The organism is Streptomyces sp. MH60 (genome assembly GCF_002939385.1).
GTDB lineage: Bacteria > Actinomycetota > Actinomycetes > Streptomycetales > Streptomycetaceae > Streptomyces.
The window spans coordinates 44,355-69,661 of record NZ_MULI01000021.1 but is presented as its reverse complement, the minus strand read 5'-3'; the positions used below and the strand labels follow the sequence as shown (position 1 = coordinate 69,661).

The 25,307-nt window shown below is 73.2% G+C and carries 17 protein-coding genes; 9 read left to right on the top strand and 8 right to left on the bottom strand.

Going from position 1 to position 25,307, the window contains the following annotated elements:
* Positions 1-14: 14 nt before the first annotated feature.
* Positions 15-2,099 carry an NAD-dependent DNA ligase LigA gene (ligA, locus tag BZZ08_RS16065; RefSeq protein ID WP_198601504.1) on the bottom strand — a complete coding sequence of 695 codons (2,085 nt, stop codon included), beginning with the start codon at positions 2,097-2,099 and terminating at the stop codon, positions 15-17.
* A 125-nt stretch (positions 2,100-2,224) separates the two neighbouring features.
* Between ligA and BZZ08_RS16060 the strand changes: the two genes are divergently transcribed.
* The 4 genes from BZZ08_RS16060 to BZZ08_RS16045 all read left to right on the top strand — a co-directional run bounded on the left by BZZ08_RS16060 (position 2,225) and on the right by BZZ08_RS16045 (position 8,901).
* Positions 2,225-4,738, top strand: a complete 2,514-nt coding sequence (locus tag BZZ08_RS16060) for an ATP-dependent Clp protease ATP-binding subunit (RefSeq protein ID WP_104632905.1) — start codon at positions 2,225-2,227, stop codon at positions 4,736-4,738.
* Positions 4,735-5,253, top strand: coding sequence for an SRPBCC family protein (locus BZZ08_RS16055; RefSeq protein WP_104632904.1), 519 nt, complete (start codon positions 4,735-4,737; stop codon positions 5,251-5,253). The genes BZZ08_RS16060 and BZZ08_RS16055 overlap by 4 nt, the downstream gene beginning before the upstream one ends.
* A 42-nt stretch (positions 5,254-5,295) precedes the next feature.
* Positions 5,296-7,590, top strand: a complete 2,295-nt coding sequence (locus BZZ08_RS16050; RefSeq protein ID WP_104632903.1) for an FdhF/YdeP family oxidoreductase — start codon at positions 5,296-5,298, stop codon at positions 7,588-7,590.
* Between the two features lie 99 nt (positions 7,591-7,689).
* Positions 7,690-8,901: a Cmx/CmrA family chloramphenicol efflux MFS transporter gene (locus BZZ08_RS16045; RefSeq protein ID WP_104632934.1), complete on the top strand. Its 1,212-nt coding sequence runs from the start codon at positions 7,690-7,692 to the stop codon at positions 8,899-8,901.
* A gap of 21 nt (positions 8,902-8,922) precedes the next feature.
* On the opposite strand, the gene BZZ08_RS16040 is transcribed toward BZZ08_RS16045, so the two are convergent.
* Positions 8,923-9,924 (bottom strand): helix-turn-helix transcriptional regulator, encoded by a 1,002-nt coding sequence (locus tag BZZ08_RS16040; RefSeq protein ID WP_198601503.1) that lies wholly within the window; start codon positions 9,922-9,924, stop codon positions 8,923-8,925.
* Between the two features lie 133 nt (positions 9,925-10,057).
* Between BZZ08_RS16040 and BZZ08_RS16035 the strand changes: the two genes are divergently transcribed.
* Complete coding sequence (locus BZZ08_RS16035; protein ID WP_104632901.1) at positions 10,058-10,480, top strand: VOC family protein; 423 nt, start codon at positions 10,058-10,060, stop codon at positions 10,478-10,480.
* On the top strand, positions 10,477-11,412 hold the full coding sequence (locus BZZ08_RS16030; RefSeq protein ID WP_104632900.1) for a winged helix DNA-binding domain-containing protein: 936 nt from the start codon (positions 10,477-10,479) through the stop codon (positions 11,410-11,412). The genes BZZ08_RS16035 and BZZ08_RS16030 overlap by 4 nt, the downstream gene beginning before the upstream one ends.
* Before the next feature lie 25 nt (positions 11,413-11,437).
* On the opposite strand, the gene BZZ08_RS16025 is transcribed toward BZZ08_RS16030, so the two are convergent.
* Complete coding sequence (locus tag BZZ08_RS16025) at positions 11,438-12,520, bottom strand: MerR family transcriptional regulator (protein ID WP_104632899.1); 1,083 nt, start codon at positions 12,518-12,520, stop codon at positions 11,438-11,440.
* Between the two features lie 469 nt (positions 12,521-12,989).
* On the opposite strand from BZZ08_RS16025, the gene BZZ08_RS16020 reads away from it, so the two are divergent.
* Positions 12,990-15,209, top strand: a complete 2,220-nt coding sequence (locus tag BZZ08_RS16020) for an MMPL family transporter (protein WP_104632898.1) — start codon at positions 12,990-12,992, stop codon at positions 15,207-15,209.
* Between the two features lie 63 nt (positions 15,210-15,272).
* Here the strand turns inward: BZZ08_RS16020 and BZZ08_RS16015 are convergent, their stop codons facing one another.
* A complete protein-coding gene (locus BZZ08_RS16015) occupies positions 15,273-16,586 on the bottom strand; it encodes an aspartate aminotransferase family protein (protein WP_104632897.1) in 1,314 nt (437 codons plus the stop codon).
* 106 nt (positions 16,587-16,692) lie between these two features.
* Here BZZ08_RS16015 and BZZ08_RS16010 point away from each other — a divergent pair, with 106 nt between their 5' ends.
* The gene (locus BZZ08_RS16010; protein WP_104632896.1) at positions 16,693-17,640 is read left to right on the top strand and encodes a LysR family transcriptional regulator; all 948 of its coding nucleotides are present in this window, start codon (positions 16,693-16,695) and stop codon (positions 17,638-17,640) included.
* A 13-nt stretch (positions 17,641-17,653) separates the two neighbouring features.
* Here the strand turns inward: BZZ08_RS16010 and BZZ08_RS16005 are convergent, their stop codons facing one another.
* Positions 17,654-18,388: a TetR/AcrR family transcriptional regulator gene (locus BZZ08_RS16005; RefSeq protein WP_104632895.1), complete on the bottom strand. Its 735-nt coding sequence runs from the start codon at positions 18,386-18,388 to the stop codon at positions 17,654-17,656.
* A gap of 187 nt (positions 18,389-18,575) precedes the next feature.
* Here BZZ08_RS16005 and BZZ08_RS16000 point away from each other — a divergent pair, with 187 nt between their 5' ends.
* Positions 18,576-20,801 carry an MMPL family transporter gene (locus BZZ08_RS16000; RefSeq protein WP_104632894.1) on the top strand — a complete coding sequence of 742 codons (2,226 nt, stop codon included), beginning with the start codon at positions 18,576-18,578 and terminating at the stop codon, positions 20,799-20,801.
* 107 nt (positions 20,802-20,908) lie between these two features.
* Here BZZ08_RS16000 and BZZ08_RS15995 read toward each other — a convergent pair whose 3' ends face one another.
* The 3 genes from BZZ08_RS15995 to BZZ08_RS15985 all read right to left on the bottom strand — a co-directional run bounded on the left by BZZ08_RS15995 (position 20,909) and on the right by BZZ08_RS15985 (position 25,233).
* Positions 20,909-21,580: a CBS domain-containing protein gene (locus BZZ08_RS15995; RefSeq protein WP_104632893.1), complete on the bottom strand. Its 672-nt coding sequence runs from the start codon at positions 21,578-21,580 to the stop codon at positions 20,909-20,911.
* A complete protein-coding gene (locus BZZ08_RS15990) occupies positions 21,577-23,739 on the bottom strand; it encodes a SpoIIE family protein phosphatase (RefSeq protein WP_104632892.1) in 2,163 nt (720 codons plus the stop codon). Before BZZ08_RS15990 ends, BZZ08_RS15995 begins: the two co-directional genes overlap by 4 nt.
* Before the next feature lie 132 nt (positions 23,740-23,871).
* Entirely contained in the window at positions 23,872-25,233 is a 1,362-nt protein-coding gene (locus tag BZZ08_RS15985; protein ID WP_104632891.1) for a family 43 glycosylhydrolase, read from the bottom strand.
* Positions 25,234-25,307 lie beyond the last annotated feature (74 nt).

The following is a 25,307-nucleotide window of genomic DNA, read 5'->3' as shown; positions in this document are numbered from 1 at the left end:
CCGCGCGGGTGGTCTCAGCCGAGCAGGCCGGCGACGAGCGCGGCGAACTCCTCGGGAGTGGCCAGCCGGACGCCGAGCTGCTCCGCCTTCGCCCGCTTCGAGCCCGCCCCCTCGCCCGCGACGACGAGCGTCGTGTTCTTGGAGACGCTGGAGGAGGAGCGTCCGCCGGCCCGCTCGATGAGTTCGTTCATCTCGTTGCGGCTGAGCCGTTCCAGGTTTCCGGTCATCGCGCCGGTGACGACCACCTTCATACCCGCCAACGGGCCCCCCGCCGCCGCGGGCGGCGCCCCGTTCCCGCCCTCCGCGTCGGCGGGCGGGGGCGGGGTCGCGCCGGGCTCGGTCATGTTGACGCCGGCGGCGGTGAGCTTGTCGATGAGCGGGGCGAGTTCGGCGATCTCCGCGACGACGGAGGGCGCCTTCTCCGCCCCGATGCCGTCGACCCGCTGCATGGCCTCGGCGTCGGCCGCGCGTATGTGGTCCATGGTGGCGAAGTACCGCGCGATGCGCCGGGACATGGAGCGTCCGGTGCCCCGGACACCCAGCGCGCACAGCACCCGGGACAGCGGCTGCTCCTTGGCCCGGGCCAGCGCGGCGAGCAGGTTGTCGGTACTGGTCTCGCCCATCCGCTCCAGGGCGAGCAACTGCTCGCGCCGGAGCAGGAACAGGTCGGCCAGGTCGGCGACGAGCCCCGCCTCGACGAGCTGGACCACGCGGGTGGTGCCCAGGCCCTCGATGTCGAGCTGGTCGCGGCCTGCGGCGTAGGCGAGGGAGGCGACCAGGTGGCAGTTGCGGCCCTGCGCGCACCGCCAGCGCTCCTCACTGGTGTCGATGTCCGAGCCGCAGCGCGGACACGCCTCGGGGAACACGACGGGCCGCTCCTCGCCCGTCCGCAGATGGGCGACCGGAGCCTCGACGCGGGGGATGACGTCACCGGCGCGGTGCACCATCACGTGGTCGCCCAGCCGCAGGCCGCGGCGGGTGATGTCGGCCGGGTTGTGCAGCGTGGCGTAGGTGATGGTGGAGCCCTCGATGACCACCGGTTCCAGGACGCCGCGCGGGGCGATGATGCCGGTGCGGCCCACGTTCCACTCGACCTCCAGCAGCCGGGTGATCTTCTCGACGGCCGGGAGCTTGTACGCGATCGCCCACCGGGGCGCCCGCGAGCCGGACCCGGCGGCCCGCCGGTCGGCGGCGAGGTCGGCCTTGACGACGATGCCGTCGATGCCGAACGGCAGCTCGGCACGGAGCGCGGCGATCTCCTGGACCCGGGCCACCACCTGCTCGGGTGTCTCGACGACCACGTCCGGCACCGCGGTACCTGCGCTGGTGTGCACGCCGAGCCCGGCCGCCGTCGACATCAGCTCGCTGTACGCCGGCTCCTCCAGCCGCCCGGCGAGCGCGGCGTCCGTGCCGGGCAGGGCCAGCAGGCCGTAGCCGAAGAACGTCATCGGCACCGTGTAGGCGCGCTCCTTCGCCCGCAGGGTGCCCGCGGCCGCGTTGCGCGGGTTGGCGAAGGGCTGCCCGCCGTGCTGGATGCGCACCTCGTTGGCGTGCTCGAACTGTGCCGTCGTCATCAGGATCTCGCCGCGCACCTCGACGGTCACCGGCTCGGGCAGCGCCGCGGGCAGCCCCTCCACGGTGCCGATGGCGTGCGAGACGTCCTCACCGGCCGTGCCGTCGCCCCGGGTGATCAGCCGGGTGAGGCGGCCCTCGTGGTAGCGGGCGGCGACCGCGAGGCCGTCCAGCTTGGGACCCACGGCGAACCGGGTGACCTCGCGGCCGATGCGCCGGGCCAGGGACGCCGTCCAGGCGGTGAACTCCTCCGGCGAGAAGACGTTGTCCAGACTGAGCATCGGCACCGTGTGCGGCACGTCCCCCTCGGCCGCGCCCCCGGCGACCTTGCCGGTGGGGGAGTCGGGCAGCACCTCGTCCGGGTGCGCGGCCTCCCACGCGGCGATCCCTCTCGCCAGCCGGTCGTAGGCGTCGTCGTCCAGAGGGGACGTGCCGCCCGCGTAGTAGGCGGCGGCCGCGCGCGCGGCGTCCTCGACCGCCTGGGCGTAGGCGGTGGCGTCGACGATCACAGCAGCAGGAGTAGTCATGGGCGAAATCATGCCGCCCACCACTGACAACGGGTCCTCGCCCGCCGCGCGGCGGGCGCTCCGCTTGCGGAGCCGCCGCCATGGGGTTTCGGTGGAACCGACTCGCCACCGCCCCAGGAGCTGTCATGTCGATGTCGTCGTTCGGTTTCGGTGCGTCCGATCCGTTCAGTGATCTGTTCAACCGGTTCTTCGGAACGTCGCCCGCCTCCTCGCCCCCGGCGGTGCAGCGGGTGCCGATCGGCCGGATGCTGACCGAGTCCTCGCAGGAACTCCTCAACCTGGCGGCACGGCGGGCGCTGGAGGACGGGACGTCCGACCTGGACACGGAGCACCTGCTGTGGGCGGCCACGAAGGTCGAGCCCGCGCGGGGACTGCTCGCCCGGGCGGGCGCCGACCCCGACGCGCTCGCGGACCGGATCGCCGAGATCCTGCCCCGCGAGGCGGGCGAGCCGTCCGCCGAGCCGGGCCTCACCCCGGCCGCCAAGCGCACCCTCGCCACCGCCTACGCCCGCTCCCGGTCGTCCGGCGTCTCCTACATCGGCCCCGAGCACGTCCTGGGCGCCCTGCTGGCGGACGGCGACACGGGCGCGGCCCGGCTGCTGGGCGCCCAGGGGCAGGACGTCGGCAAGCTGGAGGGGCTCACCGAGCAGGTCGCCCGTTCGGGCGGGACACCGGGCGACGGTGCGGGCAAGCCCGCCACGACCCTGGACGAGTACGGACGGGACCTGACCGACGAGGCGAAGGCCGGGAGACTCGACCCCGTCGTCGGCCGCGCCGAGGAGATCGAGCAGACCGTCGAGATCCTCTCCCGGCGCTCCAAGAACAACCCGGTGCTGATCGGCGAGCCCGGCGTCGGCAAGACCGCCATCGTGGAGGGACTGGCCCAGCGCATCGTGGCCGGTGAGGTCCCGAACACGCTGAAGGACAAGCGGGTCGTCGCCCTCGACCTGTCCGGCATGGTCGCGGGCGCGCAGTACCGGGGACAGTTCGAGGAGCGGCTCAAGAAGGTCATCGAGGACGTCCAGCAGGCCCGCGGCGAGATCATCCTGTTCATCGACGAACTGCACACCGTCGTCGGCGCCGGGGCCACCGGCGAGGGCTCCATGGACGCCGGCAACATGCTCAAGCCCGCCCTCGCGCGCGGTGAACTGCACGTGGTGGGCGCCACGACCATCGACGAGTACCGCAAGTACGTCGAGAAGGACGCGGCCCTCGAACGCCGCTTCCAGCCCGTGATGGTCCCCGAGCCCTCCGTCGAGGAGACGGTGCAGATCCTGGAGGGCCTGCGCGACGCCTACGAGGCGCACCACCAGGTCCGCTTCGCCGACGGAGCCCTGACCGCGGCGGCGGAACTGTCCGACCGCTACGTCAGCGACCGCTTCCTGCCCGACAAGGCGATCGACGTCATGGACCAGGCGGGCGCCCGGGTACGGCTGCGCAGCGCGAGCCGCTCCACCGAGGTCGTCAGCCGCGAGGACCGCATCGCGAAGCTGCGCCGGGAGCAGGAACAGGCCGTCGCCGCCGAGGACTACGCCCGGGCGGGCGAGCTGAAGCGGGAGATCGCCACGGCGGAGGGCGAACTCGCGGGCATCGAGGAGCGCCGCGAGGGCGTCGTCTCCGTCACCGCCGACGACATCGCGGACGTGATCTCCCGCCGCACCGGCATCCCGGTCTCCCAGCTGACCGCGGGGGAGAAGGAGCGGCTGCTCAGACTGGAGGAGGAGATGCACGCCCGGATCGTCGGCCAGGACGAGGCGGTCACCGCCGTCTCGCGGGCCGTGCGCCGCAACCGGGCCGGCATGGGGGACCCCGACCGCCCCGTGGGCTCCTTCCTCTTCCTCGGCCCCACCGGCGTCGGCAAGACCGAGCTGGCCAAGACCCTCGCCGAGCTGCTGTTCGGCGAGGAGAACCGCATGATCCGCTTCGACATGAGCGAGTTCCAGGAGAAGCACACGGTCGCCCGGCTCGTCGGCGCACCCCCCGGATACGTCGGCTACGAGGAGGCCGGCCAGCTCACCGAGAAGGTCCGCCGGCAGCCCTACAGCGTGGTCCTGTTCGACGAGGTGGAGAAGGCCCACCCCGACGTCTTCAACACACTGCTGCAGATCCTCGACGACGGCCGGCTCACCGACGGACAGGGCCGCACCGTCGACTTCCGGCACTGCGTGGTCATCATGACGTCCAACATCGGGGCCCGCCGCATCCTCGACCACCAGGGCGACGTGTCCGGCCTCAAGGACGAGTTGACGGAGGAGCTGCGGACGCGGTTCCTGCCCGAGTTCCTCAACCGCATCGACGACATCATCGTCTTCCACGGCCTCACCCAGGACGACCTCTCACGGATCGTGGACCACCTGCTGGCCCGGAGCGAACGGCGGGTGCACGCCCAGGGCATGACGCTGAAGGTCACGGAGGCGGCCAAGAAGCTGCTGATCGCCCACGGCCACCAGCCCGAGTTCGGCGCCCGTCCGCTCCGGCGCACGATCCAGACCGAACTCGACAACCGCGTCGCCGACCTGCTGCTCGGCGGCGAGGCCGACCCCGGCGACACCATCGTCGCCGACGTGGTCGACGACTCCCTGCACTGCACGGTCGACAAGCCCGGCACCGCACGGCACCCGGAGGCGAGCGGCTCGTGAACACCGTCGAGGAGACCGTCGAGATCGCCGTACCGGTGCGCACCGCGTACGACCAGTGGACCCAGTTCGAGTGCTTCCCGCGGTTCATGACCACCGTCAAGCGGGTCGAACAGGTCAGGCCCGCCGTGACCCTGTGGGTCGTCGGACTCGGCCCCGTCAGCCGGGAGTTCGCGACCGAGATCGTGGACCAGGTGCCCGACTCGCACCTGACCTGGCGCAGCCTCGGACAGCGCCACGGCCACCGGGGCGAGGTGACGTTCCGGCCCACCGGGCAGGACCACACGGCGATGACCGTGCGGCTGTCGGCCGGACCGCGCGGGCTCACCGGAGTGCTCACCGCGGTCCCCGGGCCGGTGGGCCGCGTCGTGCGCCGTGAACTCGCGCACTTCAAGGCGTACATCGAAGGCCACGGTGAGGCGAGCGGCGCCTGGCGGGGGACCATCCGGGGCGGCCAGGTGCGGCCCGGGGAGCCCGAGCCGCCGCGCAGCCGGGTGGCGGTCTGGCCCGTGGGCTGAGAGCCCCGTACCGGAACACAGCGAACGAGAGGCGACCCCCCGATGAAGAAGCCGCCCAGGGAAGAACCCCGGGACGACCTGACCGTCACCCCGCCCAAGACCTGGGCCGCCGGTGTGCCCGCGGTGGTGCACGCACTGGAGTACTCCCTGGAGCAGACGTCCCCCAGGGAAACCGCGGTGGACCTGCTGACCATGAACCAGGTGGACGGGATCGACTGCCCGGGCTGCGCCTGGGCCGACCCCGCACCCGGCCACCGGCACCGCAACGAGTACTGCGAGAACGGCGCCAAGCACATCAACGACGAGGCGACCACACGGCGGATCACCGCCGACTTCTTCCGCGAGCACCCCGTCTCCGACCTGGCCCGCCGCTCCGACCTCTGGCTGAACCAGCAGGGACGCCTCACCGAGCCCATGGTCAAACGGCCCGGCGGCGACCACTACGAGCCGATCAGCTGGCGCGACGCCCTCGACCTGCTCGCCGGCGAACTGAAGGCGCTCGACAGTCCCGACGAGGCGGTCTTCTACACCTCGGGCCGGGTCAGCAACGAAGCCGCCTTCGTCCTGCAGCTCTTCGCCCGCGCCTACGGCACCAACAACCTGCCCGACTGCAGCAACATGTGCCACGAGTCGAGCGGCTTCGCGCTGCACGAGACCCTCGGCACCGGCAAGGGCACGGTCAGCCTCGACGACCTCCACCACGCCGACCTGATCTTCCTGGTGGGACAGAACCCCGGCAGCAACCACCCGCGGCAACTGTCCGCGCTGGAGCAGGCCAAGCGCAACGGCGCCCGCATCGTCGCGGTCAACCCCCTCCCGGAGGCGGGGCTGCTGCGGTTCAAGAACCCGCAGAAGGCACGCGGGGTGATCGGCCAGGGCGTCCGGATCGCCGACCGGTTCCTGCACATCCGGCCCGGCGGCGACCTCGCCCTGTTCCAGGCGCTGAACCGGCTGCTGCTCGAGGCCGAGGACGCCCGGCCCGGCACGGTCCTCGACCACGCGTTCATCCGCGACAGCACCAGCGGCTTCGAGGAGTTCGCCGAGCACGCCCGGCAGGCCTCCTGGGACGACGTGCTCACCACCACCGGCCTGACCCGCGAGGAGATCGAGCGGGTCCGCGACGAGGTCCTGCGCAGCGAACGCGTCATCGTCTGCTGGGCGATGGGCATCACCCAGCACAAACACGGCGTCCCCACCATCCGGGAGATCGTCAACTTCCTGCTGCTGCGCGGCAACCTCGGCAGGGCCGGGGCCGGCGCCTGCCCGGTGCGCGGCCACAGCAACGTCCAGGGCGACCGCACGATGGGCATCTGGGAGCAGATGCCGGACTCCTTCCTGGACGCCCTGCGCGACGAGTTCGGCTTCGACCCGCCGCGCGCCCACGGGCTCGACTCGGTCGACTCGATCAAGGCGATGCGGGAGGGCCGGATCAAGGTGTTCCTCGGCGTCGCGGGCAACTTCGTCCGGGCCGCCCCCGACAGCGCGGTCACCGAGAAGGCCATGCGGAGCTGCCGCCTGACCGCCCACATCTCCACCAAGCTCAACGGGTCCCACACCGTGTGCGGGGACACCGCGCTGATCCTGCCCACCCTCGGCCGGACCGAGCGCGACCACCAGGCGGGCGGCGAGCAGTTCGTCACGGTGGAGAACTCGATGAGCGAGGTGCACACCTCCCGGGGACGGCTCAAGCCGGCCTCCCCCCTGCTGCTCAGCGAGGTCGCCATCCTGTGCCGGCTGGCCCGCCGCACCCTCGGCACCGGCCCCGGGAACGTGGTCTGGGAGGACTTCGAGGCCGACTACGGCACGATCCGCGACCGGATCTCCCGGATCGTGCCGGGCCTGTACGACTTCGACCGGCGCGTGGCACGTCCCGGCGGCATCCGGCTGCCCAACCCCGTCAACGAGGGCGTCTACCGCACCGCCACCGGCAAGGCCATGTTCACCCGCAACACCTGGCGCACGCCCGACGTGCCCGAGGGCCACCTGCTGCTGCAGACCCTGCGCTCCCACGACCAGTGGAACACCATCCCCTACACCCTGAACGACCGCTACCGGGGCATCCACGGCAGCCGCCGGGTGGTCATGGTCAACCCGGAGGACCTGAGCGCGCTGTCCCTCACCGCGGGAGACCGCGTCGACGTGGTCGGCGTCTGGCACGACGACACCGAGCGCCGCGCCGAGGGCTTCGAGGTGGTCCCGTACCCCACCGCCCGCGGTTCCGCCGCCGCGTACTACCCGGAGACCCAGGTCCTGGTCCCGCTGGACAGCGTCGCCGACATCAGCAACCAGCCCACCTCGAAGGGCATCGTCGTCCGGCTGGAGCGCGTGACCCCGTAGCCGCATCGTGAGACGGAGTCCGCCACGGGAATGGCGGGCAGCGGGGCTCCGTTGACACCTGTCATGCCCGACTCCTCCCCACGGCCCACGGCCGGACGCATGCCGCTCGCCGTCTACATCCTCGGCCTGTCCGTCTTCGCGCTCGGCACCAGCGAGTTCATGCTCTCGGGGCTGCTGCCGCCGATCGCCGACGACATGGACGTGTCGATCCCGCGAGCCGGGCTGCTGATATCGGCGTTCGCGATCGGCATGGTGGCCGGCGCGCCGCTGCTCGCCGTCGCGACGCTGCGCCTGCCCCGCAAGACCACGCTGGTCGCGCTGATCTCGGTGTTCGGTATCGGCCAGGTCGCGGGAGCGCTCGCGACGGGCTACGAGGTCCTGTTCGTCTCACGGGTCGTCAGCGCGCTCGCCTGCGCCGGTTTCTGGGCGGTGGGCGCGGCCGTGGCCATCGCGATGGTGCCGGTGACCGCGCGGGCCCGCGCGATGGCCGTGATGATCGGCGGACTGTCCATCGCCAACGTCCTCGGCGTCCCGGCGGGCGCCTTCCTCGGCGAGCACCTGGGCTGGCGGTCCGCGTTCTGGGCCGTGGGCGGTGCGTCCGCCGTCGCGCTCATCGGCGTGGTGACCCTGATCCCGCGCATCCCGCTGCCCGAGCGGCGCCCCCGGCTGCGGGGCGAGCTGGCGATCTACCGGGACCGTCAGGTCTGGCTGTCCATCGTGGTGACCGCGCTCGCCGCCGGCGGCGTCTTCTGCGCCTTCTCCTACCTCGCGCCGCTGCTCACCGACGTGGCGGGCCTCGCGGACGGCTGGGTGCCGGCCGTGCTGGCGCTGTTCGGCGTCGGTGCGCTGATCGGCACGGTGATCGGCGGCCGGGTCGCCGACGCGCACCTGTTCGGCGTACTGCTCTCCGGCATCACCGCGTCGACGGTGCTGCTGGCCGCCCTGGCGCTGTTCGCCTCCAGCCCCGCCGTCGTGATCGTCCTGTCGCTGCTGCTCGGCGTCTCCGCGTTCTACACGGCGCCCGCGCTCAACGCGCGCATGTTCAACGTCGCCGGTGCCGCGCCCACCCTCGCGGGCGCGACGACGACCGCCGCGTTCAACCTGGGCAACACCGGCGGCCCCTGGCTCGGCGGCACGGTGATCGACGCGGACTTCGGGTACGCCGGCACCGCCTGGGCGGGCGGGGCGATGACCCTGGTCGCGATCGGCTTCGCCGCCGTCTCCCTGCGGCTGCACAGCCGGTCGCGCGTCGTGATGAGCGGCGGCCCGGTCACCGAGACCGCGAGCGTGGAGCGGGCCCAGCGGGTGTGACCCCGGCCCGGTGGGCGGCGTTCACCGCGGCCCGGCGCCCGCCGCGGCGGCCCTGGCGCAGCGGCCGGCCAGCCGGGCGAACGCGTCCTTGAGCGGGGGCGGGCCCACGACCTCGACGTCGGTGTCGAAGAGGCAGAAGGCGGCGGCGAGCGAGGGCCACGACCAGGAGCCCGTCGTCAGCCGGCAGCGGTCGGGCCCCAGTTCCTCGACGGTCCCGTCGGCGGCGTGCGGGGACACCGCGGAGGCGGGCAGGTGGAGCACGGCCGTTCCGCGGCAGGGCCAGTCCGGGGAGCCGTCGGAGCCGCGGAACCTGCCGGTCAGGAACGCGGCCACGTCCCCGCCCGGCAGATCCCTCGGGGTGAAGCGGGGACCGGTGGGCGTGCGCGGGGTCACCCGGTCGGCGCGGAAGACCCGCCAGTCCTCGCGGTCCAGGTCCCAGGCCACCAGGTACCAGCGCCCGCCCCGGGTGACGAGATGGTGCGGCTCCACCCGGCGCGGGGGCGGCGCGGCCCCGGGGGCGGCGCTCGTGGGGCGGGCCGGGACGTGGTCGAAGCGCAGCACCTCGCGGGCCTGGACGGCGGCGCTGAGCTGCATCAGGACGCCGGTGTCCGCCTGGGGCTGCGGCAGGGGAGCGGACCGTGCGACGGAGGTCACCTGGAGGGCGTCGATCCGGTGCCGCAGCCGGGCGGGCATGACCTGGCGCAGGGTCGCCAGCGCCCGTGCCGCGCCGTCCTCGATCCCGGCGCCGGTGGCGGCCGCGGTGCGCAGCGCGACGGCGAGGGCGACCGCCTGCTCGTCGTCGAAGAGCAGCGGCGGCAACCGCGTCCCGGCGTCCAGGCGGTAGCCGCCGTCGGGGCCCTTCACCGCCCGGACCGGATAGCCCAGCTCACGGAGCCGGTCGACGTCGCGGCGCAGGGTGCGCGGGCTGACGTCCAGCCGCTCGGCCAGCACCGCGCCGGGCCAGTCCCGGCGGGCCTGGAGCAGCGAGAGCAGGGACAGCAGCCGGGCCGAGGTCTTCTGCATGACCACCATGCTGACGCACATAGCGGCCACAACCTGACCGCTACCCGCAGCAGAGTGGGCGCCGCGGGGCCGGAACCGGTCCCGCGGCGGCCCGCACCGCGGGCCGTCCCACCGTGATGGCAAGGAGCCCGTCGTGACCGCGAAAGCCGTGACCCACCTGAACTTCCGTGGCGACGCCCGCGCAGCACTCACCTTCTACCGGTCCGCGTTCGGCGGTGACCTGACCCTGGTGACGTACGAGGACGCCGGAAACGTCCAGGACCCCGCCGCGGCCGACCAGGTGATGTTCGGCCAGGTGTCCAGCGCCGACGGCCCGAGCGTGATGGCCTACGACGTGCCGTCCGACCTGCCGTGGAACCGGGGCGAGAACGCGTTCTTCGTCTCGGTCCGCGGCGAGAGCGCCGAGGAGATCACCGCGTACTGGGAGAAGCTCGCCGGGGGCGCGACCGTCCTGCGGCCGCTCGGGGCCGCGCCGTGGGCACCCCTCTACGGCATGCTGCGGGACCGGTTCGGCGTCACCTGGGTCCTGGACGTGGTGAGCGAGTACAACGCGTGAGCGTGCTCGACGCCCGGTCGCTGAACCGGGCCGCACTCGCCCGGCAGCTGCTGCTCGACCGCGCGGACCGCCCGGTCCCCGACGCCGTCGCACACCTCGGCGGCATGCAGGCACAGGAACCGCAGGAACCGTTCGTCGGACTGTGGTCGAGGCTGCGCGACTTCGCACCGCGGGCGCTCGACGACCTGCTGGCCGGGCGTCGGGTCGTGCGCACCCACCTGATGCGCCGCACCGTCCACCTCGTCACCGCCGAGGACGTACTGGCCTGGCGCTCGCGCCACGACGCCATGCTGCGCGGACGCGTCCTCGGCACCTACCGCCGCGAACTCGCCGGGGTCGACCTCGACGAACTCGCGGCGGCGGGCCGGGCGGTCCTGGCCGACGGCGAGCCACGCTCCATGGGCGACCTCCCGCCGGCCCCGCCGGGCACCGATCCGGTCGGTGCCGCGCTCGTACGGCGCTACCTGGCCGCGTTCGGGCCGGCCGCCTCGGCGGACCTGCGTGCCTGGTGCGGGCTCGCGGGGCTGCCGGCCGCGGTCGCGGCGGTGCGCGGGGAACTGGTCGCCTTCCGCGACGAGCGGGGCCGGGAACTGCTGGACCTGCCCGACGCGCCGCGCCCCGGCCCGGACGCCCCGGCCCCCGTGCGGTTCCTGCCGGCCTTCGACAACGCGGTCCTCGGCTACCAGGACCGCGGCCGGATCATCGACGACGCGCACCGCGGTCTGTCGGTCACCGGCGCCCGATTCGTCCTCGTCGACGGCCGGGTCTCCGCGACCTGGACCGTCGAGGGCGACACGGTGACCGTCACCCCGTTGCGGCGGCTCACCCGGCCTGAGCGTGCCCAGGTCGTCGAGGAGGGGCGGGCCCTCGCCTCCTTCCTCTCCGAGGGCGACAGCGACCGGGTCATGGTCGGGGCGGCACCTCCCCCCTGAGCCCGGGCGGGCCGAAGGACAGGAGTCACCCGGCGGTCACGACATCGGCGACGACACAGCTGACGTTGTCGGGACCGCCGGATCCGTTGGCGAGTGCCACCAGTTCACCGACGGCCCGCCCGGGCTCACCGGGGGCGGCGAGCACCCGGCGGATCTCGTCGCCCGGCACCACGGTCGACAGGCCGTCGGAGCAGAGCAGGTAGCGGTCCCCGGACCGGGCGTCCTGCAGACGCATCTCGGCCCTGGCGTCGGCGCCGCCGCCCAGGGCCCGTACCAGCAGCGACCGCTGGGGGTGTGAGGCGGCCTCCTCCGGCGTGAGGCGGCCCTCGTCGACCATCGACTGCACGACGGTGTGGTCGTGCGTGATCTGGAACAGCTCCCCGTCGCGCAGCAGGTACACGCGCGAGTCGCCGATGTGGACCAGGCCGAGCTGCGACCCCGTCCACAGCATCGCGGTGAGGGTCGTACCGGCCGCCTCCGGCGCACAGCCGGCTCCCACGGCGTCGTACACGGCCCGCTCGGCCTCCTCGACGGCGTCCGCGAGGACGTTGAGGAGACCGCCGGCCGGGACGCCGTCGTCCTCCAGCCGCCGGAGCGCCCCGACGGCGGCCGCGCTCGCCGGGGCACCGCCGGCGCCGTACCCGTCGGCGACGGCCAGCAGGCGGGAGCCCGCGTAGGCGGTGTCCTGGTTGCTCTCGCGGACCAGACCGATGTCGGAGGCGGCGGCGTAACGCAGGTTCAGGGCAGGAGAGAGGGGAGCCACGGCGGGGTCCTTCCGGGTGAGGTGGTCGACGAGGAAGGCGGCCAGGTCCCGGCGGGCGGCGGCCTCGGCCTCGGCCCGCGCCCAGAAGGCGCGGATCTCCCCGGCCGCCGCGCGGGCGTCCAGCGAGCACACGTGCCGGATGCGGACCAGCGGCATCCCCAGGCGCCGCAGCCAGGCCACGAGCCGGGCCCGCTCCACCTGTTCCGGGGCGTAGCGGCGGTAGCCGGAGACCGGGTCGACGCGGGCGGGCGGCAGCAGGCCCAGCTCGTCGTAGAGGCGCAGCGCCTTCGGCGACAGCCGGGTCGCCTTCGCGAACGCCCCGATGGTCAGCAACTCCGTGCCCACGGGCCCATTCCTCCTCGTACCGGGCGCGTCGCCCGGTGACACCGATGCTGCGGCCTGCCCCAAGGTGAAGGTCAACCACCGCCCTGTCGTCGGCTGTCGCCCAGCGGGGCCCGGAACGGCGCACGGACGCCCCCCGCCCCCCAGCAGGCCCTCGACCTCCTTCTGGACGGTCCCACTCCGGCCGAGCGCGAACGCGGCCCGACCACCCACGTGGACCCCGAGGCCGCCGGAGACGTCGGCTGCCCCCGGCAACGAAATGCGGAGTACACGCATCTTCGTGATCTACACCGAGGGGAGAGGGGCGCGGGACCCCACTACACCCCACGCAGTACGCCAGTCCAGACCCAGGGTCGGAGTAAATGCCGAGAACCCCGGGCGAGCATGAAGGTGTACCCCGGTGAGCGCGTCCGCCTTCCCCCCATGTGCCGGGTCTTCGTCCTGCCCGTAACCCGACGGATTGGTCCAAAAGGTGGCTACGTTTCTTTATCGACTCGGCCGGAGGGCGTTCCGGCGCCGCGGCCTCGTCGCCCTGCTGTGGGTGGCCCTGCTCGTGGGCGCCGGCGTCGCCTCGTCCGCCGCACCGGCCCCGCCCGAAGACTCCTTCTCCATGCCGGGCACCGAGTCCCAGAAGGCGTTCGACCTGCTCGACGAGCAGTTCCCGGCCGCCAGCGCCGAGGGCGCCGCGGCCCGTGTCGTGATCCGTGCCCCCGAGGGCGCGAAGATATCCGGCGCGGCCGGCAAGGACCGGGTCGAGGAACTGGTCGCCGACCTGAAGGCCGGCCCGCAGGTCGCCTCGGTGGACGACCCGTTCAAGGCGAACGCCGTCAGCAAGGACGGCACCACCGCCTACGCCTCCGTGACCTACAAGGTCAACGCGATGGAGCTGACCGACGAGGCCCGCGACTCGCTCACCGCCGCCACCGACGCCGCCCGCGAGGGCGGGTACACCGTCGAGACCGGCGGCGACGCGGTCGTGGCCGAGCAGGAGATGGGCGGCACCGCCGAGCTGATCGGCATCGGCGTCGCCGCGATCGTGCTCCTGCTGACCTTCGGCTCACTGGTCGCGGCCGGTATGCCGCTGCTCTCGGCGATCATCGGTGTCGGCATCGGCATCTCCGCCATCGGGGCACTCGGCAGCACCCTGGAGCTGTCCGCCACGACCTCCACGCTCGCCATGATGATCGGCCTCGCGGTCGCCATCGACTACGCCCTGTTCATCGTCTCCCGCTACCGGGCCGAGATAGCCGAGGGCCGCGCCCCCGAGGAGGCGGCCGGACGCGCGGTCGGCACCGCGGGCTCCGCGGTGGTCTTCGCCGGACTGACCGTCGTCGTGGCCCTGGCGGGTCTCGCCATCGTCAACATCCCGATCCTCACCAAGATGGGCCTGGCCGCCGCCGGCACCGTCGGCATCGCCGTGCTGATCGCCCTCACCCTCACCCCGGCACTGCTCGGCTTCGCCGGCAAGCGGGCGCTGAGCCGCAAGGACCGCAAGGCGCCCGCCGGGGCGCGGACCGCCGCCGGCAAGCCGAAGCTCGGCACCCGCTGGGCCCGCTTCGTACAGCGGCGCCCGGTCACCGTACTGCTGACCGCGGTCCTCGGACTCGGCGTGATCGCCGTACCGGCCGCCAGTATGGAGCTGGGCCTGCCCGACGAGGGCAGCTCGGCCCCCGACACCACCCAGCGCAAGGCCTACGACATGCTGTCCGAGTCCTTCGGGGCCGGGTTCAACGGCCCGCTGATGGTCACCGTGGACGCACGCGGCGCCGACGATCCGAAGGCCGCCGCGGACGCCGTCGGCGAGAAGATCACCGGTCTCGGCAAGGCCGCGGCCGTCACCCCGGCCAACTTCAACGACAAGGGCGACACCGCCGTCCTCACCGTGATACCCAAGACCGGCCCGAGCGACATCGCCACCGAGTCGCTGGTGCACGACCTCCGCTCGCTGTCCGGCGACATCCGGGCCGACACCGGCGCGACCATGCTGGTCACCGGCGCGACCGCGATGACGATCGACTTCTCGCAGACCCTGGACGACGCGCTGATCCCCTACCTGGCGCTGGTCGTCGGGCTCGCCTTCCTGCTCCTGATGCTGGTGTTCCGCTCGGTCCTCGTCCCGCTGAAGGCGGCCCTGGGCTTCCTGCTCTCGGTGGCCGCGGCGCTCGGCGCGGTGGTCGCGGTCTTCCAGTGGGGCTGGCTCGCCGACGTGTTCGGCGTGGACCAGCCGGGCCCGATCATGTCGATGATGCCCATCTTCATGATCGGCGTGGTCTTCGGCCTGGCGATGGACTACGAGGTCTTCCTCGTCACCCGCATGCGGGAGGCGTACGTCCACGGACAGTCCGCCGCCGACTCCGTCACCACGGGCTTCACCCACGGCGGCCGGGTCGTCGCGGCGGCCGCGATCATCATGATCAGCGTCTTCTCCGGCTTCATCCTGGAGAACGACGCCATGATCAAGATGATGGGCTTCGGCCTCGCGATCGCGGTGCTCTTCGACGCCTTCGTGGTCCGCATGGCCATCGTGCCCGCGGTGCTCGCCCTGCTCGGCACCAAGGCCTGGTGGCTGCCCAGGTGGCTGGACCGCGTCCTGCCGAACGTCGACGTCGAGGGCGAGAAGCTGCACCGCGAACTCGGCGACACCGCCGCGCCCGCGGAGCCCGTCCGCGAGCCGGAGACGGCCGGGGTCTGACACCCGCGACATCGCACGCGCGGCCCCGGCGACCTGGAACCCCAGGCCGCCGGGGCCTTCGTGCTACAGATCCCCGGCGGCGTCGGTGAGCGCCCGGTCGAGGACGGCCACGCCGCGGGCGATCTCGTCGTCGCTCGCGGTCAGCGGGGGCGCGATGCGGAAGATGCCGCCCATCCCGGGGAGCTGGACGATGTTCATGTGCAGGCCCAGATCGAAGCAGCGCCGGGTGACGGCGGCGCCGAGGCGGTCGGCACCGCCCTCGCCCAGCACCTCGTCCCCGACCAGTTCCATGCCCAGCAGCAGCCCGCGGCCGCGGACGTCGCCCACGACCTCGTGGCGGGCGGCGAGCTTGTCGAGGCCCTGGCGCAGCGCGGCCCCCAGCGTGCGGGCGCGCTCGTCCAGCCGGTCGCGGACCAGGACGTCGAGGACGGTGTTGCCCACCGCGGCGGGCAGCGGGTCGTTGACGTGGGTGGTGAAGAACAGGAAGCCCCGCTCGTGCGCCCGCTGCTCGATCTCCGGGCCGGTCAGCACGGCGGCCAGCGGCAGTCCCGAGCCCAGCGTCTTGGACAGCGTGAGGATGTCCGGGACGACACCCTCGTGCTCGAAGGCGTACCAGTCGCCGGTCCGGCACAGCCCCGTCTGGGCCTCGTCCAGGATCAGCAGCATGCCCCGCTCGCGGCACTTGCCGGCCAGGGCGGAGAGGTAGCCCGGCGGAAGCTCGACGACGCCGCCCGAGGAGAGGATCGGCTCGACCAGGCACGCGGCGAGACTGCCGACCGACTGGGCGTCGATCATCTCGAAGCCCAGGTCCAGCTGGCGGCGCCAGTCCAGCTCGCCGTCCGCGCCGACGACGGAGGGGCGGTAGCGGTCCGGCACCGGCAGCGCGAAGTTGCCCGGCGCGGCGGGGCCGTAGCCCTTGCGCCCGGCGCTGTAGGTGGCGTTCGCGGCGGCCTGGGTCATGCCGTGCCAGGACCGGGCGAAGGAGACGACCTCGTGGCGGCCGGTGACGAGCTTCGCCATCCGCACCGCGGCCTCGTTCGCCTCCGCCCCGGTGGTCAGCAGCAGCGCCTTCTCCAGCGGCTCGGGCAGGGTCCCGGCGAGCCGGCGGGCCAGCTCGACGACCGGGCGGCTGAGCATGCCGCTGTGCAGGTGGTCGAGGTGCGCGACCTGCTCGCGCACCGTCGAGACGATCGCCGGATGGGAGTGCCCGAGAATGGCACTCATCTGACCGGACGTGAAGTCCAGCAGCTCACGCCCGCTCTCCGTGAACACGGAGGTGCCGGCGGCGCGCACGACGACCTCCGGCGAGAAGGGCGCGTGGCCGGAGTAGCGGATCAGGTGGCGCCCCGGGTCGGCGCTCGAAGTCTCCAAAGGCATGCGACCGACGGTAGGAACGTGCCACTGCGCGTGTCCATCGCACAGATTCGACGCTGCTGTACGTCAAAAACGTACAACAAGCCGGTGTGCGCCGTATCATCGCCGCGTGCTCAACTCCGGACGACTGCACCTGCTCAGCCAGCTCGACACGCTCGGTACGGTCCGCGCGGTCGCCGAGACGCTGCATCTGAGCGCGTCGACGGTCTCCCAGCAACTGGCGGTGCTGGAGACCGAGACCCGGTGCCGGCTGATCGAGCGGACCGGGCGCCGGGTGCGGCTGACTCCGGCCGGACTCCTGCTGGCCCGCCGCGGCCGGGAGATCCTGGACCGGATGGCCGACGTCGAGGCCGAACTGCGGGCCCTGAACGACGAGCCCATCGGGACCGTGCGGCTCGCCGTGTTCCAGAGCGCCATCTACAGCCTCGCCGTCCCCGCGGCGAACCGGCTGGCCGCCACCCACCCGCACCTGCACCTGGAACTCGTGGAGATGGAGCCGCACGAGAGCGGCCCCGCCCTGCGCTCGGGCGAGGCCGACGTCGTCGTCACCACCACCGACTACTCCGGTCTGACGTGGGGCGCGGACCTCGAAGTGATGTCGCTCGGCAGCGACCCGGTCGTCCTGGTGCTGCCGCACGGCCATCCGCTGGCCTCCCGCACCGCGGTGGACCTCGCTGCCTGCAAGGAGGAGACCTGGGCCTGCGACCGGCCGCAGTCGTACATGGCGGACCTGACCGTCCGGCTGTGCCGGGAGTCGGGGTTCGAACCCCGGGTGGCCTGCCGGTTCGGCAACTACCTCATGCTGCTGCGGCACGTCGAGACGACCGGTTCGATCGCCCTGCTGCCCGCCCTCGCGGTCACGGCGGACCATGCCGTCGTCACCCGGCGGCTGAGCCCGCCGGTGCACCGCAACGTCGCCGTCGTGGTGCGGAGCGGCGCCCCGCGGCGCGCCGCGGTGAACGCGGTCATCGCCGCCCTGCGCGACCACCCGGAGATCGAGGCCCTGTCCGCCCCCGATCCCTCGGGCGAGGGCCGGGACGGCGACCGGCACCCCTGAGAGCGGCGCCCGGTCAGACGGCGGGGATCCGGCGGTGGATGTCCTCCAGCATCATCCGGACCGACGTGCGGAAGACCTCCGCCTGATGGTCTCCCAGGAACGCGGTGTGCCCGAACACCTCCAGGACGACCAGCCCGTGGACGTGACCCCACGCGCTCAGGAAGAGGGAGACCGCGGCGGACGGCAGATCGCCCTGGGCGGGCACGGGGAGCCGTTCCAGATGATCCCGGTACGGGGGTGAGGGCGCGGGGACGTCGGCCGCGGCGAGCTGCGCCGGGGTGAAGCCGGCGAACAGCTCGCGCTGGAAGATCGCGCCCATCCGGCGGACCGCCTGCGTGGTCGGCCCCTCGGCGGGTGCCGCGTAGTACCGCAGCGGCGTCCCGTAGAGCAGCTGGAAGCGCTCCGGGTGGGCGACGCCCCAGTCCCGGTAGGCCTCGGCCACCACGAGCGGACGCGGTGCGCGGAGGTCCTCGCCCGCACCGTCGGCGGCGGCCTGCAACGCGTCGGACAGGTCGCCGTACGCCTTGGTGATCAGCGCGGTGACGAGGGCGTCGCGGTTCGGGAAGTAGTGGTAGAGCGCCTGCACGGTCATGCCGAGACCGCGGGCGACCGCGCGCAGCGACAGGGCCGCGGGCCCGTGTCGGCCGATGTGCTGCTCGGCGGCGTCGAGTATCTCCTGGGCCGCGGCGGTCCGGCGCCGCTCGCGGAGGGAGACGGGAGCCGTGGTGGTGTGCCGGTCTGCGGACATGCGGCGAGCCTAGGGCGACCCGGGCTGATGGCGCGTCAAGAAGCCGAACACTGTTAGGTAAATCTCACACTGCCAAAGCGCATGGTGTCTCACTAACGTCGTGGTGCGGCGACGCAGGGCCTGTCGAGGCCATCAACTCCGGCCGCATTCCGTCGTCTTCACCGCAAGAGAACAAGGGAGAACGTGCGTGTTCGATCGCATAGCCGAACTGGCGATCCGCCGGTCCCGGCTGGTACTGGTGGTCGCCGTGGTGGCCGTGGCGCTCATGGGTGCCGTCGGAGCCGGCGCGTTCGGCAAGTTGAAGGGGGGAGGCTACGACGACCCCGCCTCCCAGTCCACCAGGGCCGGGACGGCCATCGAGGAGAAGTTCGGCGGGGAGACGAACCTGGTCCTGCTGGTCCGCGCTGCCGGGTCGCGCGTCGACGCGCCGGACGCCGAGCGCGGCGGCCGGGCCCTGGTGGCCGACCTCAGAAACGACCCGAACCTCGAGAACGTGGTCGCGTACTGGGACGCGAAGCAGCCCGCCCTGCGCTCCGAGGACGGCCGTGAGGCCCTGGTGCTCGCCCATGTGAAGGGCGACGAGACCCAGCAGCGGGAGAACGCCAAGACCGTCATCGACGAGTACACCGGGCCCCACGAGGGCGGGCTGGGCGTCCGGGCCGGGGGCGGCGCCGCCGTCGGCAACGACATGGAGACGCAGACGCCCAAGGACCTGCTGCTGGCCGAGGCCATCGCCGTACCGCTGACCCTCCTGCTGCTCCTGGTCGTCTTCGGCAGCGTGGTCGCCGCGCTCCTGCCCCTGGCCATCGGGACCATCGCCATCGCGGGCACGTTCGCCGAACTCGCCTTGCTCGGCGGCTCCGTCGACGTGTCCGTGTCCGCCACCAACCTGACCACCGCCCTCGGACTCGGTCTGGGCATCGACTACGCCCTGCTGATGATCAGCAGGTTCCGGGAGCAGCTCGCCACCGGCTCCACCGTGGACGACGCCGTCCGCCACACGGTGCGCACCGCCGGGCGCACGGTCGCCTTCTCGGCCGCCACGGTGGCCGTAGCGCTGGCGGCGCTCCTGGTCTTCCCGCAGTACTTCCTCCGCTCGTTCGGCTACGCCGGGGTCGGCGTCGTCGCCATCGCCGCCGTCGGCACGCTCTTCGTGATGCCGGCCCTGTTCGTCGTCCTGGGCCACCGGGTCAACAGCGGGCGGCTGCCGTGGGCCGGGCGCGCACGCACCGCCGCCACCCGGGCGCCCCTGTGGGGACGGCTGGCCGGCACCGTCATGCGGCGCCCCGTGCTCACCGCGCTGCCCGTGCTGGCCGTACTGCTGGTGGCGGCGAGCCCCCTGCTGGGCATCACCCTGGGCACCCCCGACGAACGCGTGCTGCCCGAGGACGCGCAGAGCCGACAGGTCGCCGCCGTGCTGCGGGAGAAGTTCGACGGCAACGACGCCGCCGCCCTCCACGTCGTCATCGACGCCTTTGTGGACGAGGGACCGCTGGGCTCCTACGCGGCCGAACTGTCCGCTCTCGAAGGCGTCGTCCGCGTCGAGACCGGCACGGGCAGCTACACGAAGGGGCAGCCGAGGGCGACCGGTCCCGGCAACGCGGCCCTCAGCCGCCCCGACGCCCAGCGCGTCACCGTGGTCAGCGGCCTCACCCCCCGGTCGGACGAGGCGCAGGACCTGGTCCACGAGGTGCGGGCCGTCGCACCGCCCGCCGGGACCGAGGCGCTGGTGGGCGGCGGGGACGCCGAGCTGGTCGACTCCAAGGACTCCATCAGCGGCAGGCTCCCGCTCGCCCTGGGCCTGGTCGCGCTGACCACCTTCGTCGTGCTCTTCCTGTTCACCGGCAGTGTCGTGCAGCCGCTGCGCGCGCTGGTCCTCAACGTGATCAGCCTGGGCGCGACCCTCGGCGTCATGACCTGGATCTTCCAGGACGGCAACCTGGCCTCGCTGATCGGCGTCACACCGCAGCCGATGGAGGCGTCCATGACGGTGCTGATGTTCTGCATCGCCTTCGGCCTCTCCATGGACTACGAGGTGTTCGTCACCAGCCGGATCAAGGAGCTGCACGACCAGGGCGCGGACACCCGCACGGCCGTCACCGACGGCCTCGGCCACACCGGACGCATCGTCACCGCGGCGGCCTGTCTGCTCGCGGTGAGCTTCTTCGCCTTCGGGACGGCGAAGATCAGCTTCATGCAGATGTTCGGGCTGGGCAGCGGACTGGCCATCCTCATCGACGCCGTCGCCGTACGCGGTGTCCTCGTACCGGCCGCCATGCGCCTGCTCGGCCGGTCCGCCTGGTACGCGCCGCCCTCCCTGCGCAGGTTCCACGGCCGGTTCGGGCTCAGCGAGGGCGGCCCGGCGCCCGCGCCGGTCCCCGCTCCGGCGCCGCCCGCCGAGGCGCCCGAGTGAAGGACTCGACCGGAGTCTGACCCGCTCCGGCCCCGTGCTCCGCCCGTGTCCGCGTCCTCTCCCCAGGGAAGCGGGCACGGGCGGGCGTCCGCCGCCAGGGCGGCAGGTCAGGAACCGACCGCCGCGGCATCCTCGGCACCGGCCTCGCCGGCCGGCCGGAACTCCACGGCGACGACGCCGTCCACACTCCGGCAGTGCTCCTCCAGCAGCGGGGCGGACACCCGGTCCGGGAGCCGGCCGCTGAGCACGACATGGCCGTGCGTCACGTCCACCTGCACCGAGGAGGGCGCCAGACCGAGCGCCTTGACCAGAGCCTCTTCGATGATCTCGGTGCGGATCGCGCGGTCCGTGCGCAGGAAGACCCGCAGCAGGTCGCTACGGCTGACGACCCCGGCCAGCCGCCCGTCCCCGTCCACGACCAGGAGCCGTTTGATGCGGTGCCGCGCCATCACGCGGGCGGCGTCCACGACGCTCCAGTCCTCCCGGGCGCAGAGCGCGGGCGAGGTCATGAGCCCGCCCGCGTCCGTGGCGCCCGCCTTGGCGGCCGAGGCCCGGGACCACTCGGCGTGCTCCGGGGAACCGTCGGGCTCCCCGCCCCACATCTTCTGCAGGAGGTCCGCCTCCGACACCACCCCCACGGGGCGGCTCTCCCCGTCGAGGACCGGCACCGCCGTGATGTCGTACTCCAGCAGCAGGTGGGCGATCTCCTTGAACGGGGTGCCCCGCTGCACGCGGACCACGGCGTCGCTCATCAGATCGCGCACCCTCTGGTGTTTCATGAAGGGTCTTCTCCTCCGCTGCCGGCCCGTGTCGACCGGCGTTCGTCCTTCTTGCCCGTGAAAACGATCGAGTGGTCCCGGGAGTGCCCCGGCGTCCGCGCGGGCGGCCCGACGAGGACCAGGGCGATGTCGTCGCCCGGGGTGGGCGCGTGCCGGATGAGGGTGTCCGCCATGGCGTCCAGGTCGCCGGGGTCGCCGTGTTCCAGGAGCCCGGCGAGCGCCGCGATCGCGTCGTCGAGGTCGACCCCGGGCGCCTCGACGAGTCCGTCGGTGTAGAGGGCGAGCACGCTGCCCGGCGGCAGCGGGAACTCCAGCGCGGTGTACCGGGCGTCCCGCTCGATGCCCAGCAGCAGACCGGGCGGCACGCGCAGGGGTTCGACATGCCCGTCCGCGTGGCGCAGCAGGGGAGGCGGGTGCCCCGCGAGCGCCAGGCAGGCGCGGTGTGTGGCGAGGTCGAGGTGGACGTAGGCGCAGCTGGTGAACAGCCCGGGGTCCAGGTCGGTGAGCAGGCGGTTGGTGCGGGCCAGGACGTGGTCGGGGGACGCCCCCACGGTGGCGTTGGCGTGCACGGCGGTACGGACCTGCCCCATCAGGGCCGCGGCGTCCACGTTGTGCCCCTGCACATCGCCGATGGTGACGCTCGCGGTGCGCTCGTCGAGCCGGATGACGTCGTAGAAGTCGCCGCCGATGCCCAGGCCCCGGGCGGCCGGGAGGTAGCGGGCGGCGACGTTCAGACCGGGCACGTCGGGGAGGGTGTGGGGCAGCAGGGCGGACTGCAGGCGGTGGGCGAGGTGGTGCTTGGAGTCGTAGAGCCGGGCGCGGTCCAGGGCCTGCCCGACCAGTCCCGCCAGCGACGTGAGGGCGGCCCGTTCGCCGGGCGGGAAGACGTGGGGCCGGCGGTAGGAGAGCAGGAGCGAGCCGATGGGGCGGCCGGAGGCGATCAGCGGCAGCAGGGCCCACGCGGCCATCCCGTCCTCGTGCGTCATGGCGGGATAGGCCTCGTGGAGTTCCTCGAAGGTCGTCCAGAATCCCGGGACACCCGTGGCCATGACGTCGACGCCGGGGATGGCCGCGGTGAGGGGCGTCCCGTCGAAGCGCCGCAGCAGCTCCGGGCGGTAGCCGCGCTGCCCGACGACCTTCAGACGGCCCTCCGCCGGGGCCATCACCACCATGCCCTGCGCTCCGAGCGCGGGCATCAGCTGGTCGGCGGTCTGCTCGACCACGTCCTGCACGCTGACGGCCTCGGTCAGGGTGGAGGCCAGGTGCATCAGGTGGTAGAGCACGGTGGCACGGCTGGGACCCGAGGGCGGTACCGACCGTGAGGAGGACCCGTCCGCGTCCGGGCTGCCGCGGGTGATGCGCACGCTCAGCCCGGTGGCGTCCGGGTACAGCTCGAAGGACAGCCACGTCCCCGGCGGGCGCAGCACGGTGAAGGTCTGCGGCCTGCGGCTGACCAGCGCGGCGCGGTAGCGGTCCTCGACGTGCGGCACGTCCATCCAGGGCAGCGCCTCCCAGGGCAGGGCGCCCACCAGCAGCGACCGGTCGACACCGAGCAGCTCGGCCGCCCCGGGGGTGACGAAGGTGAGGTGCCCGTCCAGGTCCAGGGCGCACGAACCGCCGGGCAGGCGGTCCACGAACGCGGACAGCGCGGTCGCCTCGGCGGGGGAGGGGGCGCGCGGGGCCGCCGGCGACAGGGTCCGGGGCCGGTCCGGGGGCGGCAGCGCCTCGCCGCGGTCGAGCGCCCGCTGCAGGCTGTCGCCCAGGCGGCGGCAGCCCGCCCGGATGACGTCCTGTTCACCGGCGCTCAGCCGCGACGGGTGACTCCCGGACCACAGCAGCACCAGCCCGCCGCGGACGGCGGTGCCCGAGACCAGCGGCGAGGCCGCCAGCCCGAAGTCGTACGGCAGGACGAGCGCCAGCCGCGGATACTCGCGTGCCATCTCCTCCCGGCCGCCCGCCCACACCAGACGCCGCTCGCGGACGGCGTCCGCCACGGGCATCGGATCCTTCAGCCCCACCCGCCGCCACGGGGCGGCCATCTCCTGCGGGACCCCCGTGACCAGGACCTGCCACACGGCGTTCTCGCCCGGTGGCAGTACGTAGAGGATTCCTCCGAACGCACCGCTCGCCCGCACCACGGCCGCCATCGCGGAGTCCATCAGCGGTCCGCCCGCGTCCGCGCCGACAGGGCTGCCCGACGCCGGCCACACCGAACACCACCCATATCTGGACACTACGCCCGTACCGCCGCGACGGCATGCGAGGGGCGGTGGGCCGGGCGTCGCCCCTGATCAGGGCCGGTCGCCGTGCCCCTCGGGCCCGCGTGCCACGTACAGCCGGCCGTCCGCCGGGCCGGTCCATTCGAGCCGTACGACCCCGGGTACTGCGGCCTGGGCGACGCGCGAGGCGCCGGACCAGTAGCCGGCGGCCGGGTTCAGGAAGTACGTCGCCCACAGGCCGCCGCGGTGATCGACGAAGAAGTTGTTGTGCCCGGCGCCGACCCCCGCGGTGTACCGCTCCGCGTACGGGCCCTCGAACCGGTCGGCCACGGCGACGATCGCGTCGTACTGGTACTGCACCCGCCCGGTCGCGGGCACGTCGTAGGCGTGCCGGACGGTGCCGTCGGCGTTGACGGAGGTCCGGTCCCAGGCGGCGTGGACCAGGTGGTACTTGCCGCGGTACTTGAACACGTAGGCGCCCTCGAGGTACGGCTCGGGGGAGTAGGGCGTCTGCTGGAACCGGGGCAGGTCCGTCGTCGTGACGATGTCCTCCATGTCGTCCCGGAACTTCGCGTACAGGTCGTTGTGCAGCACGAGCCACGCGTCGTCGCCCTCGGAGAAGAGGCCGCCGTCGATGTGGTGGTAGGCGCCGGGCTCGATGAACTTCGGCCCTCCGGCGAACGAGTCGCCGAACGGCTTCTCCAGGTTCCCCTCGATCAGCCGGTACGGTCCCTCGACGCCGCCCTCGCTCACCAGCATGAACGAGCCCACCTTGCGGGAGTGGTCGCCCATGCACGCCACGATGTACCAGGTGCCGCGGAAGTAGTGCAGCTCCGGTGCCCAGGCCTGTCCCCGCTTGCCGAACTGCTCGTCGTGCCAGTACTCCTGCCAGGGCGCGACGACCGTGCGGCCGGGGCGGTTCTCCCCGGCGAACTCGGGCGACCACACCTTGCCGCGCTCGGCCCCGGGCCGGACGCGGGTCGTGTCGGCCAGCCGCCACGGGCCCTTGAGGGAGGGGGCCAGCCACACGAAGATGCCGTCGTTCCAGGGCCCGGCGACGTCGAGTCCGGGCACCCGGGTGGTGCCGGTGGCGACGTAGAGGGGGCGTCCGTCGACGACGAAGCAGTTGACATAGGTGTCGCGCATCCAGACCGTGCCGCGCTCCTCGTCACGGGGGCGCAGCTCCAGCGGGAGGACGAACGCGTTGTCGTCCCTCGGCCACAGGTCGGCCCGGGTGTCCGCGGCGCCGTACGGCTCGGGGTCGGGCCAGTTCCGCGGGTACCGCCGGGACGCCCCGGCCGCCGCGGGAGCAGCGGGGGCCGCCACCGCGGGAGCCGCCTGTGCGGCGCCCGCGGGCAGGGTGAACGCCGCCCCCACACCGGCGGCGCCGGCCAGCAGGGATCGTCGGTGGAGTCCGTACTCGGCATCGGTCATCAGTCGGGTTCTCCTTCGTCGTCCCCGTCCGGGAACCGGGGCGCGGCACACGCGCCGCGGGACGGGGGCATGGC